At 70.4% G+C, this 14797-nt stretch carries 14 protein-coding genes; 12 read left to right on the top strand and 2 right to left on the bottom strand.

The window, feature by feature from the left end; translation table 11 throughout:
• Positions 1-53: 53 nt before the first annotated feature.
• The 8 genes from K3A84_RS16630 to gspN are packed head-to-tail and all read left to right on the top strand — an operon-like array spanning position 54 to position 8601.
• Complete coding sequence (locus K3A84_RS16630) at positions 54-899, top strand: type II secretion system protein N (RefSeq protein WP_225010492.1); 846 nt, start codon at positions 54-56, stop codon at positions 897-899.
• Entirely contained in the window at positions 896-3073 is a 2178-nt protein-coding gene (gene gspD, locus K3A84_RS16625) for a type II secretion system secretin GspD (protein ID WP_225010491.1), read from the top strand. Before K3A84_RS16630 ends, gspD begins: the two co-directional genes overlap by 4 nt.
• Before the next feature lie 4 nt (positions 3074-3077).
• Positions 3078-4625, top strand: a complete 1548-nt coding sequence (locus K3A84_RS16620; protein WP_225010489.1) for a GspE/PulE family protein — start codon at positions 3078-3080, stop codon at positions 4623-4625.
• On the top strand, positions 4625-5854 hold the full coding sequence (gene gspF, locus K3A84_RS16615; RefSeq protein ID WP_225010487.1) for a type II secretion system inner membrane protein GspF: 1230 nt from the start codon (positions 4625-4627) through the stop codon (positions 5852-5854). Before K3A84_RS16620 ends, gspF begins: the two co-directional genes overlap by 1 nt.
• Positions 5855-5857: 3 nt before the next feature.
• Positions 5858-6340, top strand: coding sequence for a type II secretion system major pseudopilin GspG (gspG, locus tag K3A84_RS16610; protein ID WP_225010483.1), 483 nt, complete (start codon positions 5858-5860; stop codon positions 6338-6340).
• Position 6341: 1 nt separating this feature from the next.
• Positions 6342-7451: a type II secretion system protein GspL gene (gene gspL, locus K3A84_RS16605; RefSeq protein ID WP_225010482.1), complete on the top strand. Its 1110-nt coding sequence runs from the start codon at positions 6342-6344 to the stop codon at positions 7449-7451.
• Complete coding sequence (gene gspM, locus K3A84_RS16600) at positions 7448-7909, top strand: type II secretion system protein GspM (protein WP_225010481.1); 462 nt, start codon at positions 7448-7450, stop codon at positions 7907-7909. Before gspL ends, gspM begins: the two co-directional genes overlap by 4 nt.
• Positions 7906-8601, top strand: a complete 696-nt coding sequence (gene gspN, locus K3A84_RS16595) for a type II secretion system protein N (protein WP_225010480.1) — start codon at positions 7906-7908, stop codon at positions 8599-8601. The genes gspM and gspN overlap by 4 nt, the downstream gene beginning before the upstream one ends.
• A 3-nt stretch (positions 8602-8604) precedes the next feature.
• Here the strand turns inward: gspN and K3A84_RS16590 are convergent, their stop codons facing one another.
• Positions 8605-9060 carry a Dps family protein gene (locus tag K3A84_RS16590; RefSeq protein ID WP_225010478.1) on the bottom strand — a complete coding sequence of 152 codons (456 nt, stop codon included), beginning with the start codon at positions 9058-9060 and terminating at the stop codon, positions 8605-8607.
• A gap of 98 nt (positions 9061-9158) precedes the next feature.
• Entirely contained in the window at positions 9159-10337 is a 1179-nt protein-coding gene (gene nhaA, locus K3A84_RS16585; RefSeq protein ID WP_225010477.1) for a Na+/H+ antiporter NhaA, read from the bottom strand.
• Positions 10338-10475: 138 nt separating this feature from the next.
• On the opposite strand from nhaA, the gene K3A84_RS16580 reads away from it, so the two are divergent.
• The 4 genes from K3A84_RS16580 (at position 10476) to K3A84_RS16565 (ending at position 14733) form a co-directional block, all read left to right on the top strand.
• Positions 10476-11852 (top strand): glycosyl transferase family protein, encoded by a 1377-nt coding sequence (locus tag K3A84_RS16580; RefSeq protein ID WP_225010475.1) that lies wholly within the window; start codon positions 10476-10478, stop codon positions 11850-11852.
• Entirely contained in the window at positions 11849-12976 is a 1128-nt protein-coding gene (locus K3A84_RS16575) for a hypothetical protein (RefSeq protein WP_225010474.1), read from the top strand. Before K3A84_RS16580 ends, K3A84_RS16575 begins: the two co-directional genes overlap by 4 nt.
• Positions 12977-13048: 72 nt before the next feature.
• Positions 13049-13963, top strand: a complete 915-nt coding sequence (locus K3A84_RS16570; protein ID WP_225010472.1) for a sulfite exporter TauE/SafE family protein — start codon at positions 13049-13051, stop codon at positions 13961-13963.
• Positions 13964-14034: 71 nt separating this feature from the next.
• Positions 14035-14733 (top strand): TIGR02186 family protein, encoded by a 699-nt coding sequence (locus tag K3A84_RS16565; protein WP_225010808.1) that lies wholly within the window; start codon positions 14035-14037, stop codon positions 14731-14733.
• Positions 14734-14797 lie beyond the last annotated feature (64 nt).

Genomic DNA, 14797 nt, shown 5'->3' with positions numbered 1-14797 from the left:
TGCGACAGGGGGCAGGCGCAGGCGCGTGTCTGCAGACGGGGGATCGGGCGGCCTTGGCGCGAACGGCGGATGATGGCGTGGCACGGCGCGGCTTGGCGCTGGCGGCACTGCGCCCGCTGACCTTTCACGACCTGCTCTGGTGGCTGCTCGCCGCGATCAATGCCCTGCTCGCCGCTGCGATTGTCTGGGCGCTGGTGACGCCGCTCTCGCCGCTCGGAGATTGGCAACCCGCGAGCGTCCGGCTGATCCCGCAAGCCGAGCGCGCCGCGCTCTACGCCGCGTTCGATCCCTTCCACCGCACGGTCTCTGCCGCACCGGCCGATAGCGGCGCCGTCACCACCCTCGCGCTCACGCTCTATGCCACCCGCGCCACGCCGGGCGGCGGGGGCAGCGCCATCATCGCGGGCGCGGACGGGGTGCAGCAGGTGATTCGGGCAGGCGGCGAAGTCCAGCCCGGCGTCCCGCTCGCCGCCGTCGCGTTCGATCACGTCGTGCTGTCGCGCAATGGCGCGCGCGAGATGCTCTATCTCGACCAGTCGGGCCCCGCGCCCGCTGCCGAGGCGCTCGTCGCCGAAAATCCCGTCCGCGCGACAAAGATCGCGCGTGCCGAAGCGGGGGAGATCACCGTCGAAACCGTGCGCCGCGGGATCGGTTTCGGCCCCCATGCGGCGGGCGGGCGCGTCATCGGTCTGGAAGTGCTGCAGCAGGGCTATGGCCAGACCTTCCGCGCTGCCGGGTTCCAGCCGGGCGATCTTGTCACCGCCGTCAATGGCCAGCCGGTGCGCTCTGCGGGCGACGCCGCGCTCGTCGCCGGCGCGCTCAAGCCCGGCGCCACCGTCACGGTCACCGTCCAGCGCGGCGACCGCCAGCTTCCCCTCGCGATCACCCTGGGACAATGAATCTGCGACACTTCCTCACCGCGCTTTGCGCCACCGCGCTCGTCGTCCCGTCGATGGCCCACGCGCAATACACGCTCAACGTGCGCGAGGCGGATATCCGCGCCTTCATCGCCGATGCCGCCGAAGTCACGGGCCGCACCTTCATCGTCGATGCGCGGGTGCAGGGCAAAGTCAGCGTGGTCAGCGATCGCGCGCTATCGCGTTCGGAATATTTCGAGGTGTTCCTGTCCACCCTGCGCGCCAACGGGTTGCTTGCGGTGCCCACCGGCAACGGCGCGTTCCGCATCCAGCCGGTCGAAGGCGCGGCCAGCCAGCCCATGCGCATCGGCAGCAAGGGCGCGGCGCGCAACCAGATGGTGACCGAGATCGTGCGCCTCTCCACCATCGACGCCGCGCAGGCCGTCGAAACGCTGCGCCCGCTGGTCAGCAAGGACGGCTCGATCACCGCGAACAAGGCGGGCAATTCGCTGGTGGTGGTCGATTATGCCGACAACCTCGCCCGCATCCGCGCACTGGTCCGCTCGATCGACCGCGACCAGTCCTCCACCCGCACCGTGATGCTGGAACATGCCGGGGCGCGCGAAATCGCCACCGCGCTGACGCAACTGGTCCCGGCGGGCGGCGAGGGCGGGCGTTCGCTTGCCAGCGTGGTCGCGGTCGACAGTTCGAACGCGCTGCTGCTGCGCGGCGATGCCGCCACGCTCGGCCGGCTCGAAGCCATGGCCCGCCAGCTTGATGCGCGCGCCGCGCACGGGGGCGAGATCAAGGTGCTGTGGCTCGACTATGCCGATGCCGCCGTGCTCGTGCCCGTGCTCGAACGCCTCGTCGGCGGCAGCGGCGGCAGCGAAGTGGCTTCGGGCTCGCAGGCCCCGGTCTCGCTCGGCGGCGTCGGCGGCTCCAGCACCTCGACGGGCGGTACGCAAGGTTCGACCATGGCCGCAGGTGGGCAGGCGGCGGGCGCGCAAGGGATAAACCCCACCGGCGGCACCAGCGGCGGTCTTGGCTCCGGCCCGATCAAGCTGGAAGGCGGGCGCGGCACCGCCACGATCACGCGCTATCCCGGCGCCAATGCGGTGATCATCGCGGCCCCGGCCGACGAACAGCGCCGCCTGACCGAACTGGTCCGCCAGCTCGACGTGCCGCAGGAACAGGTGCTGGTCGAAGCGATCATCGTCGAAATCAGCAACGATGTCGCGCGCAAGCTGGGCGTGCAGATGCTGATCGGCGGCAAGGACATTCCCTTTGCCGTCACCAACTTCTCCAACGTCTCGCCCAACATCATCGACGTGGCGGGCGGGCTCTATGCCGACAGGCTCGACCAGACGACCACGGTGATCAACGGCAGCACCGTCACCACCAGCACCAATTCGCCCACGGCAGACCTGCTGCGCCAGAACGCGGCCAGCGCGATCCTCGGCGCATCGGGCGGCTTCGGCGGCTTTGCCACCGATATCGGCAAGGACCGCTTCTTCGGCGCGCTGATCAACGCGGTGCAGGCCGATACGAACTCGAACATCCTGTCGACGCCGCACATCACCACCAACAACAACGTCCCCGCCTCGATCCTGTTCGGCAAGGAAATCCCGGTGGCGACGGGCGAGGCGCTCTCTTCGGCCAACTACAACAACACCTTCCGCACCATCCAGCGCCAGAACGTGGGCATCGAACTCGACGTCACCCCGCAGATCAACGCGGGCGATCAGGTGCGGCTCGATCTGCGCCAGCAGGTTTCGTCCATCGCCGGGCCTGTCTCGTCGCAGAACAGCGAGCTGATCATCAACAAGCGCGAGATCAAGACCACCGTCACCGTGGGCGACCGCGAGATCGTGGTGCTGGGCGGGCTGCTCGACGACAACGAGCGCCGCACGATCGAGAAGGTGCCGCTGCTGGGCGACGTCCCCCTGCTGGGCGAACTGTTCAAATCGCGGGGCAAGAGCCACGTGAAGACCAACCTGATGGTCTTCATCCGCCCCACGATCATGCGGAATGGCGCCGATCGCGCCGCGCTGACCGCCCGCCGCTACGGCGTGATCCGCGATGCACAGACCGCGTTCGATCCCAAGCGCGAACCGAACATCGACGAACTGATCGTCGACTACATGGGCGCCGCGCTGCCCACGGCGCCCGCGCCGGCGGCGACCGACACCGTGATCACCCCGAAGCCCAAGCCCTGACCCGATGGACGAAGCGGCCCCCGATCTTGCTCCGGGCCTGACGCTGGCAGGCGGTATAGACGTGGCCGCTCCCGCGCCCGCGCCCGCGCCCGCGCCCGCGCCAACGGTGCCATACGCCTTCGCGCGCGATCGTGGCCTGCTGGTCGAAGGCCTGACCGATACCGAAGCCGCCATCGTCCTGCGCGAAGGTGCGGACCCGCTGCCCCTGCTCGAACTGCGCCGCGTGCTGGCCCGCCCGCTCGCCTTGCGCCGAGTCACCCCAGCCGAGTTCGAACGGCTGATCGCCGAAACCTACGCCGTCGATGGCGCGGCGGCGGCCATGGCGGGCGACCTTGGCATCGGTGGCGAGGGGGCGGACTTCGGCCTGCCCAGCGCCGAAGACCTGCTCGACAGCGCCGACGATGCCCCCGCGATCCGCCTGATCAACGGGCTGATCGCCGAAGCGCTGCGCCAGGGCGTGTCCGACATCCACGTCGAGCCTTACGAACAGGCGCTGGTCGTGCGGATGCGCGTCGATGGCGTGCTGGCGGAAAAGCTGCGGATGCCCGCGCACGTCGCGCCGGTGCTGGTCAGCCGCATCAAGGTCATGGCCCGGCTCGACATTGCCGAGCGCCGCCTGCCGCAGGACGGGCGCATTTCGCTTTCGCTCGGCGGGCGGCTGGTCGACGTGCGCGTTTCCACCCTGCCGGCGCGCGCGGGCGAGCGCGTGGTGCTGCGCCTGCTCGACAAGGAGAACGCAGGGCTCGATCTCGCCGCGCTCGGGCTCGATGGCCACAGCGCGGACATTCTCACCCGCGCGCTGGCCGAGCCCAATGGCGTCATTCTCGTCACCGGCCCCACCGGCTCGGGCAAGACCACCACGCTTTACGCCGCGCTGCGTCTGCTGAACGATGGCGCGCGCAATATCCTGACCGTGGAAGACCCCGTCGAATACGCGGTCGATGGCGTCGGGCAGACGCAGGTCAACGCCAAGGTCGGCCTCACGTTCGCGGCGGGCCTGCGCGCCATCCTGCGGCAGGATCCCGACGTGGTCATGGTCGGCGAAATCCGCGACCGCGAGACCGCCGACATCGCGGTGCAGGCCGCGCTGACCGGCCACCTCGTGCTCTCCACCGTGCACACCAACGATGCCGTCGGCGCGGTCACGCGGATGCGCGACATGGGCGTGGAATCCTTCCTCCTCGCCTCCACGCTGCGCGCCGTGGTCGCCCAGCGCCTCGTCCGCCGCCTGTGCCTGCAATGCAGCACCGAGCGCGCGCTCGAACCTGCGCTGGCCGAGATGTTGGGGATGAAGGCGGGCCGCATGGTGCGCGATGCGGTGGGCTGCCCGGCCTGCGACCACACCGGCTATGCCGGGCGCATCGGCGTGTTCGAGGCGCTGCGCGTCGATGACGTCGTGCGCCGGATGATCCACGAAAACGCCAGCGAGCAGGCGCTCGCTCGCCACGCCTTCGCCGATGCGCCGCGCCTTGCCAAGTCGGCGCGGCGGCTGGTCAAGGAGGGCCTGACCAGCGCCGCCGAGGCCGCGCGCATCCTGCGGCAGGACGGCTGATGGCGCGCTTTGCCTATCACGCCATCGACCCGAAGGGGCAGGAGAAGCGCGGCGCGGTGGAGGCTGCGGACGAAGCCGCCGCCAGCGCCAAGCTGGCCCAGCGCCAGTGGCACGTTCTGGCGCTCCACGCCGATTCGGCGGCCTCTGCGCGCCATGCCGCGACCACCACCAGCGGGCTGTGGTGGTTCGCGCCCCGCCTTTCGGCCAAGCAGCTCGCGCTGTTCACGCGCCAACTCGCCTCGCTGATGCTGGTGACGCCGCTCGAAGAGTCCCTGCGCACGATCGCCCGCCAGACCGAGAAGGATCGCGCGCGGGCGATTCTCGGCAATGTCCATGCGGGCGTGGTCGAGGGCCTGCCGCTGGCCGAGGCGATGCGGCGCGAGGAAGCGAGCTTTCCCCCGGTCTACCGCGCGATGGTCGCGGCGGGCGAGAACTCGGGCAGCCTGCCGTCGATCGCGCTGCGGCTGGCCGACCTGCTCGAACGGCAGGCGGCGGTGCGCGCGAAGATCCTAGCCGCGCTGGCCTATCCCATCGTCCTGTCGCTGGTGGCGCTGGCGGTCGTTTCGGGGCTGATGATCTCGGTCGTGCCGCGCGTGGTCGAACAGTTCGACAACGCCAGCCGCCAACTGCCGCTGCTGACCCGCGCGGTGATCGCGGTGTCGCAGGTGCTGGCGGGCTGGTGGTGGGCCATCGCGCTGGCGCTGGCGCTGGGCATCGCCGGTTTCGTTCGCGCCTTGCGCGATCCCGCCTTCCGCCTGCGCGTCGATACCATGGTATTGCGCCTGCCCTTCGCCGGGCGGCTGGTGCGCGATCTTCACGCCGCGAGCCTTGCCCGCACGTTGGCGACGATGATCGAGGCGCGGTTGCCGCTGGTCGATGGCCTGCGCCTTGCCACGCGCACCGTGTCCAACACCGTGCAGCGCGCCGCGCTTTCGGCGATCACCGAGAAGGTGCGCGCGGGCGGCTCGCTGTCCACGGGCTTGCGCGATGCGGGCACGTTCCCGCCGCTGCTGGTCTATCTGGCGGCGAGCGGCGAGGCGGCGGGTCAGCTGGCGCTGATGCTCGAACGCGCCGCCGACTATCTCGAGCGCGAGTTCGAGAGCTTCACCGCTGCTGCCATGGCGCTGCTCGAACCTGCGATCATCGTGGTGATGGGCGTGGTCGTGGCGCTGATCATCCTTGCGATCCTGCTGCCGATCCTGCAGCTCCAGAACCTCACCGGACTATAGAAAATGCGCCACCGACCGAACGACACCTACGGGGTACAGAACGACGCCTGCCGGCGCGGGAAGGCCTCTGACAGCGGCTTCAGCCTGGTCGAACTGATGGTCGTTCTGTTCATCATGGCGCTGCTCGCGGCGGTGGTCGCCTACAATGTGATTCCGGTGGGCGACAAGGCCAAGGTGGTCGCGGCGCGCGCCGATATCGCGACGCTCGACCAGTCGCTCGAAATGTATCGCCTCGACCTCGGAACCTACCCCTCGCAGGCAGAGGGTCTCGCCGCCTTGCGCACCGCTCCGGCAGGGCTCGCCAGCCCGCAGGACTATCGCAGCGGCGGCTACATCAAGGACTTGCCCAACGATCCCTGGGGTCATCCCTATCAGTACAAGGTTCCGGGCGACGAAGGGCATCCGTTCGAGGTGTACTCGCTCGGCGCCGATGGCCAGCCCGGTGGGTCGGGCCTCGATGCCGACGTCACCGCAAAGAAGGACTGAGGTGGAGGTCGCAGGCCCTCCCGATGGCGTGATCGCGCTGCTGCCTGCCGTGGCGGGCGCACCGTGGCGCTGGTGCGCGGTGACGGGCGGCGCGCTGGGCGACGAGCGTGCATGGTCGCCCGATGAGCCTGCGCCGTGGGTTGCGGGGACTTTCGCGACGCTGCTGGTACCTGCCGCCGCCGCGCCGGTCAGCGATGCGCCGCTGCCCGACCTGCCGGTGCCGCAGGTGCTGGCCGCCGCGCGGATCGGCGCGGCGAAGGGCGAGCTTGAGGCCGATCGGCATGTCGCGGCTTCGACGCAGGACGGCCGCTTGCTGACCGCCGTGGCGAGTCCTGCCGACATGGACCTGTGGCTCGCCGGGGCTGCTGCGGCGGGGTTGGTGCCAAAGGCGCTGGTTCCGGCGGCGCTGGTGCTGCCGCGTCCCGAAAGCGGCGTTGTCTTGACCGACCTCGGCGACCAGCCTCTGGCGCGCACGGGGCAGGCTGCCTTTGCCGCAGAGCCGGCGCTGCTCGATATGCTGGGCGAGGGGACACCGCTGGTCCTTGCCGCTGCCGATATCGAGGTCGCCCTGCTGGCGCTCCACGCCGCGCCGCCGCTTGATCTGAGACAGGGACGCTATGCCGCTCCGCGCGTTTCGTTCTTCACACTGCCCGACTGGCGCGGCCTTGCGCGCATGGCGGCGAGCGCGGCGCTGCTCGCGCTCGTGCTGATGCTGGTGCTGATCGTGCGCCTCGATCGGGACGCCGCCGCGCGTGAAGATGTCGCGCTGGAACTGGTGCAGCAGCGCTTCCCCTCTGCCAGCGATCTCGACAGTGCGGAACGGCTGGTTGCGGCAGATGCGGCGCGGCACGGGCAGGGTGCGGTGGGCTTTGCCGCACCGACGGCGGCGCTGCTGGCGGCGATGCGTCCGGTGCCCGGCGTCTCCTTGCGCGACATCGGCTTTGGCGAGGACGGCATCTTGCGCTTCACCGCCGCCGCCCCTCGGGCCGAGGAGATCAATCTCGTGCTGGTCGCGCTGCAAAGGCAGGGATGGAAGGTGACGGTGCCGCCCGCGCTCGCGCCCGATCCCACCGGCGCGACAGTCGCGGCGATGACGGTGCGCGCGCCATGAACCGGGTGATCCAATGGCGAACGGGCCTGACGTTGCGCGAACGGCGCATGGTCGATTTTGCCGCCGCGCTGACCGCATCGATCGTGCTGGTCTATGGCCTGATCCTGCCGCTCGGCGCGGCCTATGATGCCGCGACGGCGCGGCACGATGCGGCGGTGCGGCGCAGCGCGGCGCTGGTGGCAAACATCAAGGCGCTGGAAGCCGCGCCGTTGGCGAAGGCGTCCGGCCCGATCGACCAGCAGGTGGCCGCAACCGCGCAGGAGGCGGGGCTGGTCGTGCAGTCGCTCCAGCCGCGCGGGTCTGCGCGGGTGGCGGTCGCGATTGCCAGCGTCCCGGCTTCGTCCGCGCTGCGCTGGCTCGACCGTCTGGGCGGCATGGGCCTTGCCGTGGAGGGCCTGACGTTGCGGCCAGCGCCCGACGGCACGGTCATGCTCGATCTGGTGGTGCGTCGGCCATGATCGGTCGGCTGATCGCCTTGCGCGATGCGCGCGCGCCGATGGGAGCAAAGGCGGGGCTGATCGCGCTGTTCGTCGTGGCGCTGGTGGCGCTGTTGCCCTTGCGCGTGGTGGCGGGCCGGGTTGCTGGGCTTTCGGCGCAGGCGGCGCAGGGTTCGGTGTGGGCCGGGCGCTTGCAGGATGCGGCTTATGGCCCGCTGACGCTGGGCGATCTCGATGCCCGACTTGCGCTTTGGCCGCTGCTGCTGGGCCGGGCCGAAATTGCCTTGCGCGGCGAAGGCTTTGCCGCGCGACTGTCGCGCGCCGGTGTGCGCGAGGCGAGCGGTACGCTGCCCTTGCGCGGTGGGCTGGGCGCGCTGCCTGTCGAGTCAGCGGCCTTCGATCATGTCACGGTGGTGTTCCACGACGGCGCCTGCGATGCGGCGCAAGGCCGCGTCGGCCTCACGCTCGCCATTCCCGGTGTCTCGTCGCTGGTGCTGTCGGGCGAGGCGCGGTGTGCGGGAGCCGTGCTGCTGCTGCCCTTGCGTGGGCCTGGCGGCATGGAGCGGCTCGACCTGCGCTTGCAGGGCGATGGCCGCTGGCGTGCCGATCTCGTGCTGTCGGGGCTTTCGCCCGAAGCCGCCGCACCCTTGCGCGCGGCGGGGCTGGCCGCCCGCCCCGATGGTCTCGTGCTCAGGACGGGCGGTCGGTTCTAGGCCTCAGCTGGCGATCTGCGTCAGGAACCACACGCGCTTCTGGGCCTCGTCGGTCCAGTCGTCGGCCATGCCTTCCGTGGCATTGTCGCCCGCTTCGGTGGCCGCCGCCTTGGCCGCGCGGATGCGGTCGACCAGCGTGGCGTTGTCGTCGCGCAGCGCCTTGACCATGGCGATGGCGTCGACCTTGGGCCGGTCGTCGTCCTTGATCACGGTCTTGCCCGCGATCGACCCGATCGAGGTCAACGTCGCGCCGCCGTTCTTGCGCACGCGTTCGCCGATCACGTCGGTCAGCGCGAACAGTTCCGCCGCCTGTTCATCGAACAGCAGGTGGAGATCGCGGAACTGCGGCCCGGCGACGTGCCAGTGGTAGTTCTTGGTCTTGAGATAGAGCGCGAAATAGTCGGCTAGCAGCCCGTTGAGGCTGTCGATCAGGGCCTTCGTGGCGTTGTCACCCGGCATGGATATTCCCCTTGGACGTGGTCGGTCTGGTCGGGGCTTGATACGCCGGGCAGGCGCAAAGGTTTCACGCAAATGCCGCCTTGCTGTGATCGATCCGCTCAATCAATCGCGTGTGATCGAGCGAAACGCAGCACCAGTGCGCCGCCCAGCGCCGAGAGCAGCGAGCCGGCAAGAATGCCGACCTTGGCCTCTTCGGCAAGCGCGGGCGCGCCGGGGAAGGCGAGCCCTGCGATGAACAGGCTCATGGTGAAGCCGATGCCGCACAGCAGCGCCATGCCCCACAGGTGCGCGAAGGTGGTGCCTTCGGGGCGCTGCGCAAGGCCGAGATTTTCCGCCCCCAGCACCGCCGCGAGCACGCCCGCCTGCTTGCCGAGGAACAGCCCCGCTGCGATCCCCAGCGGCAGGGGGGCGAGCGGGCTGCCGCCTGTGCCCCCCAGCGCGACGCCCGCGTTGGCAAGGCCGAACAGCGGCACGATGACGAAGCCGTTGGGCGCAACCAGCGCGTGTTCCAGCCGCAGCAGCGGGCTGTCGTGGTGGGCGTTGAGCGCCATCGGCACGGTCAGCGCCGCCAGCACGCCCGCCACCGTGGCGTGGATGCCCGAATGCAGGACGGCGTACCACAGCACCACGGCCAGCAGCATGTAGGGCCAGGTGGCCCGCACGTTCAGGCGGTTGAGCAGCACCATCGCGGCCAGCACCGCGCCCGCCGCGCCCAGCCAAGCCACGCTGATCTTGGCCGTGTAGAACAGCGCGATCACGGCGACCGCGCCCAGGTCGTCGACGATCGCCACGGTCAGCAGGAACAGCCGCACCGAAGGCGGCGCGCGCTTGCCCACCAGCGCCAGCACGCCGATGGCAAAGGCGATGTCGGTCGCCGCCGGGATCGCCCAGCCGGCATGGAGACCGGCGTGGTCGCGCGTCACCGCGAGGTAGACCAGTGCGGGCACCGCCATCCCCGCCAGCGCGGCGATCACCGGCAGGCGGCGGCGCTGCGCATCGGCGAGCGCGCCTGCCAGCACCTCGCGCTTGATTTCAAGGCCGACGACGAAGAAGAACACCGCCATCAGCGCGTCGTTGATCCACAGGTGCGCGCTGTCGAGCTTGGCGATCGGCGTCCATGGCAAGGTGCCGTGGAACAGCGCGTGCCAGCCGTGCGCCAGCGGTGAATTGGCAAGCGCCAGCGCCAGCGCGGCGCAGGCCATCAGCACCAGTCCCGGCGCGGCCTCGCTGTGCAGCAGCCGCGCCAGTGCGCGGCGAGAGTCGCGGATTCCCGCCATATTCGAACCAAAACCCCGTGCTGCTCGCGTTGCCATTCGGCCCGCCCGGTCCATACTCTGCAACGCAGGGGCGGGTTCCGTCAAACCCGATGGGGACTGCAACGGCCCGCAGATGGGCCGTTCGGAGACTGGACGCAAATGCCGTTGGAAATGGCTCTGGACTGGCTGGGTCGTGCCGAGCACGAACTGCTGCTGTTCGCGGGCGTGTGGTTCGCGATCGGCGCGATCGACGAGTTCGGGATCGACGCGCTCTACCTCTGGCTGCGGCTGACCGGGCGCGTGCGGACCGGGCAGGTGCTGGCCGATCGGGGCGCGCCCTTGCGCGGCGTGGCCGCCGTGTTCGTGCCCGCGTGGCAGGAAGCCGGCGTGGTCGGCGCGATGCTGCGCCACTGCCTGTCGGTCTGGCCGCAGGCCAACCTGCGCATCTATGCCGGATGCTATCGCAACGATCCGGCGACGCTGGCCGCGATGGTCGCGGTCGGGCATGATCCGCGCCTGCGCATCGTCGTCCACGATGCCGATGGCCCCACGACCAAGGCCGATTGCCTCAACCGGCTCTACGCCGCGATGCGGCAGGACGAACGGCGCGGCGGCTTTGCCGTGCGCAGCGTGATCCTCCACGATGCTGAGGACATGGTGCATCCCGCCGCGCTCGCCGCGCTCGACCGCGCGCTCGACGAGGCCGACTTCGTGCAACTGCCGGTGCGGCCCGAACCGCAGCGCTCCTCGCGCTGGATCGCCGGGCATTACTGCGACGAATTTGCCGAAAGCCACGGCAAGGGCATGGTCGTGCGCGACTGGCTGGGGGTGGGCCTGCCCGCTGCGGGCGTCGGCTGCGCGTTCCGGCGCGAGGCGATCGAGGCCATCGCCCGGCGGCGCGGGGTGCGCGATCCCTTCGCCGCCGAATGCCTGACCGAAGACTACGAATTCGGCCTGCTGGTGGGCGAGATCGGCCGCCGCGCGCGCTTCCTGCGGTTGCGCGATGCGGATGGTGCGCTGGTCGCCACGCGCGAGTTCTTTCCCGGTCGGCTGGGCAGCGCGGTGCGGCAGAAGACGCGCTGGCTGCACGGCATCGCCTTTCAGGGGTGGGAACGGCTGGGCTGGAACGGCAGCGCGGTGGAACTGTGGATGCGGCTGCGCGACCGGCGCGGGCCGCTGATCGCGGTGGTGCTGGCGGCAGGCTACCTGCTGTTTGCGATCGCGCCGGTGACGGCCTTCGCGGCGTGGAGCGGGGCGTGGACGCCGCCGCCGGTCGATCCGCTCCTGCGCGCCCTGATCGCGTTCAACTTCGTCGCGCTGGTCTGGCGACTGGCGATGCGGGTCGCCTTCACCGCGCGCGAATATGGCTGGGCCGAAGGCGCGCGCGCGGTGGTGCGGATGCCGCTGGCCAACGTGGTGGCGATCATGGCCGGGCGGCGCGCGCTGTTCGCCTATCTGCGCGCATGGCGCAGCGGGCGCGTGCGCTGGGACCATACCGCGCACTTCGGCCATCCGACGCTGGTCGCAGCGGCTTGAGCGTGGCGCCCGTCCCCGATCGTCCGCGCAGGCGCGGTCATCCGGTAATGGCGCTGGTGCTGCTGCTGGGCGGGTGGATCGGGATTCGGGCGATGGTGCTGACGGGCGAGGCGCAGGCGATCGCAGCGCCCGGTGTGGCGCGGTTCAGCGGTGGCGTCAGCAGCGGGGTGAGCGGGGCGCCCGCGGCGGAGGTGCAACTGGCGGGGTGGTGCCCTCTCGTGCCGCCAGTGGTCGACCTTGCGCCCATCGCGGCGCGTTGCGGAACGGCGGCAGAGCCGGTGCGCCTGGCGGGGGGCAGCGTGCCTCCCTCTGCTGCCGGGGCAAGCGGTGCGCCGGGTGCGATCATCGATCACGGGTTCATGCTGGCGCCGGGGCACGAGGGGCAGAAGCCTGTCGCAACGGTGCGCGAGGACGTGCCGACGCCCGCTTCGGTCTCCCCAGCCGCGCTGGCGGGCGAACCGCGCAGCGGGCGGCGGCGCTGGTCGGTCGATGCGTGGATGTTCGTGCGGCGCGGCGAAGGTGCGCTGACGCTGGGCACGATGACGCCGTTCTATGGAGCCAGCCAGTACGGCGTGGTGGTGCGCCGCGCCTTCGGCTCGGGGCCGCGCCCGCGCGCCTTCGCCTATGCGCGCGTGGCAGGCGCGACCGAAGTGCTCGACCGGCAGGTGGCGCTGGGGCTGGGCGTGCGACCCTTGCGCGCGGTGCCGGTGGCGGTGCTGGCCGAAGGCCGGTTGCAGCAAGACCTCTATGGCAAGCACGTGCGCCCGGCGGCGGCGCTGGTCAGCGAAGTGCCGCCGGTGAAGCTGCCGCTGGGTCTGACGGGCGACGTCTATGGGCAGGCGGGCTGGGTCGGCGGGCGCGGGGCGACGCCGTTCTTCGATGCGCAGGCCGTGGTGGACCGGGGCGTGGTGCGCGCTTGGCGGGGAACCGACGTGCGGCTGGGCGGGGGCGTCTGGGGCGGTGGGCAGAAGGGCGCGGTGCGGCTGGATGTCGGCCCGCGCGCCAGCATCCGCACCCATATGAAGGGCTGGCCGGTGCAGGTTTCGGCCGACTACCGTTTCCGCATCGCCGGTCATGCCGCGCCGGGATCGGGCCCGGCGGTGACGCTTTCGACGGGCTTCTGATAGAGCGGGCCTTGGGAAAAGAGGCGGGGCCGGTTCCCATCGCGGCGCGCCTGCGCTAGCGTCGCTGCCGAGATGGATGTCTACCTCCCCATCGCCAACCTTGCGGTCAACGGCCTCGTCATCGTCGGGCTCGGTGCGCTCACGGGCATCCTGTCGGGGATGTTCGGCGTCGGCGGCGGGTTCCTGACGACGCCGCTGCTGATCTTCTACGGCGTGCCGCCCACGGTGGCGGCGGCTTCGGCGGCGAGCCAGGTGACAGGGGCGAGCGTTTCGGGCGCTTTCGCCCATGCCCGGCGCGGCGGCATCGACTACCAGATGGGCGGCGTGCTGGTGGCAGGCGGGGTGCTGGGGACGGGCATCGGCGCGCTGCTGTTCCGCCTGCTTCAATCGCTCGGCCAGATCGATACGGTCATCAACATCCTCTACGTGCTGCTGCTGGGCGGGATCGGCGGGTTGATGGCGCATGAAAGCGTGACCGCGATCCGCGCGCAGCGCAGCGGCATCCCCCTGCCCGCAAGGAAGCGGCGGCACCATCCGTTGGTCGCCAGCCTGCCCTTGCGCTGGCGGTTCTACCGCTCGGGGCTCTACATTTCGCCGCTGGCGCCGCTGCTGCTGGGCATGGCGACGGGCGTGCTGACGATGCTGATGGGCATCGGCGGCGGCTTCATTCTCGTGCCGGCGATGCTCTACATCCTCGGCATGGGGGCGAGCGTGGTGGTGGGCACGTCGCTGTTCCAGATCCTGTTCGTGACGATGGCGACGACGATGATGCACGCGCTGACCACGCGCGCGGTCGATATCGTGCTCGCCTCGCTGCTGCTGCTCGGCTCGGTTTCGGGCGCGCAGGTCGGCGCGCAGTTCGCGCAGAAGGCCAAGCCCGAGCAATTGCGGCTGATCCTCGCCGTGATCGTGCTGGGCGTGGCGGTGCGGATGGCGCTGGGCCTCGGCTACCGGCCCGACGAGATCTATACCGTGGTGCCCCTGTGACAGTCGGGGTGACGGGCTTTCGCGCACTGTTCCTCGGCCTGTGCGCGCTGCTGCTCGGTGGCGCGCGCGACATGGTGCTGGTGCCCGAAATCTCGCAGCACGAGATCGAGGTGCGGCAGGGCTTCACCGGGGCCGACCTGCTGCTCTATGGCGCGATCCTTTCGCCCGAAGGCGCGCGCGCGGCCAAGGACACCGATATCGTCGTCGTGCTCGAAGGACCGGTGCGCTCGATCGTGCTGCGCGAAAAGCAAAAGGTCGCGGGCGTCTGGGTCAATGCCGACAGCACCCAGTTCCGCTCCGCGCCCGCCTTCTTCGCGGTGGCTTCGACCCGGCCCATCGCCGATATCGTCGACGACAAGACCGCTGCGATCTACGAACTGGGGCTCAAGTGGCTGCAGCTTTCGCCGATCGGGGTGATCGACCCTGCCGAACAGGCGCGCTTTTCGGCAGGGCTGGTCGACCTGATGCGGCGGCAGGGGCTGTACCAGGAGAACGAAGGCGCGGTGAAGACCAGCGGCGACGTACTCTATCAGGCGCGGATCTCGCTGCCGTCGAGCGTCCAGACCGGCACCTATACCGCCGAAACATTCGCCATCCGCAAGGGCAAGGTGGTGGCTTCGGCAATCACGCAGGTGGACGTGCGCAAGGAAGGGTTCGAGCGCTTCGTCGCGGTCAATGCCGAGACCAACGGACTGATCTACGGCCTGTTCGCGGTGCTGCTGTCGGTCGGCATGGGCTGGCTGGCGGGGCGGCTGTTCGCGCTGGTCTGAGCCCGCGCCGCGGGGTCGGCTTATCGGCTTGTTAACCCTGCTTCTCCTAATCTCACAGGCACAT

The organism is Novosphingobium percolationis (genome assembly GCF_020179425.1).
GTDB classification, from domain to species: Bacteria; Pseudomonadota; Alphaproteobacteria; order Sphingomonadales; family Sphingomonadaceae; genus Novosphingobium; species Novosphingobium percolationis.
This window is presented reverse-complemented; position numbering and strand designations above follow the sequence as displayed.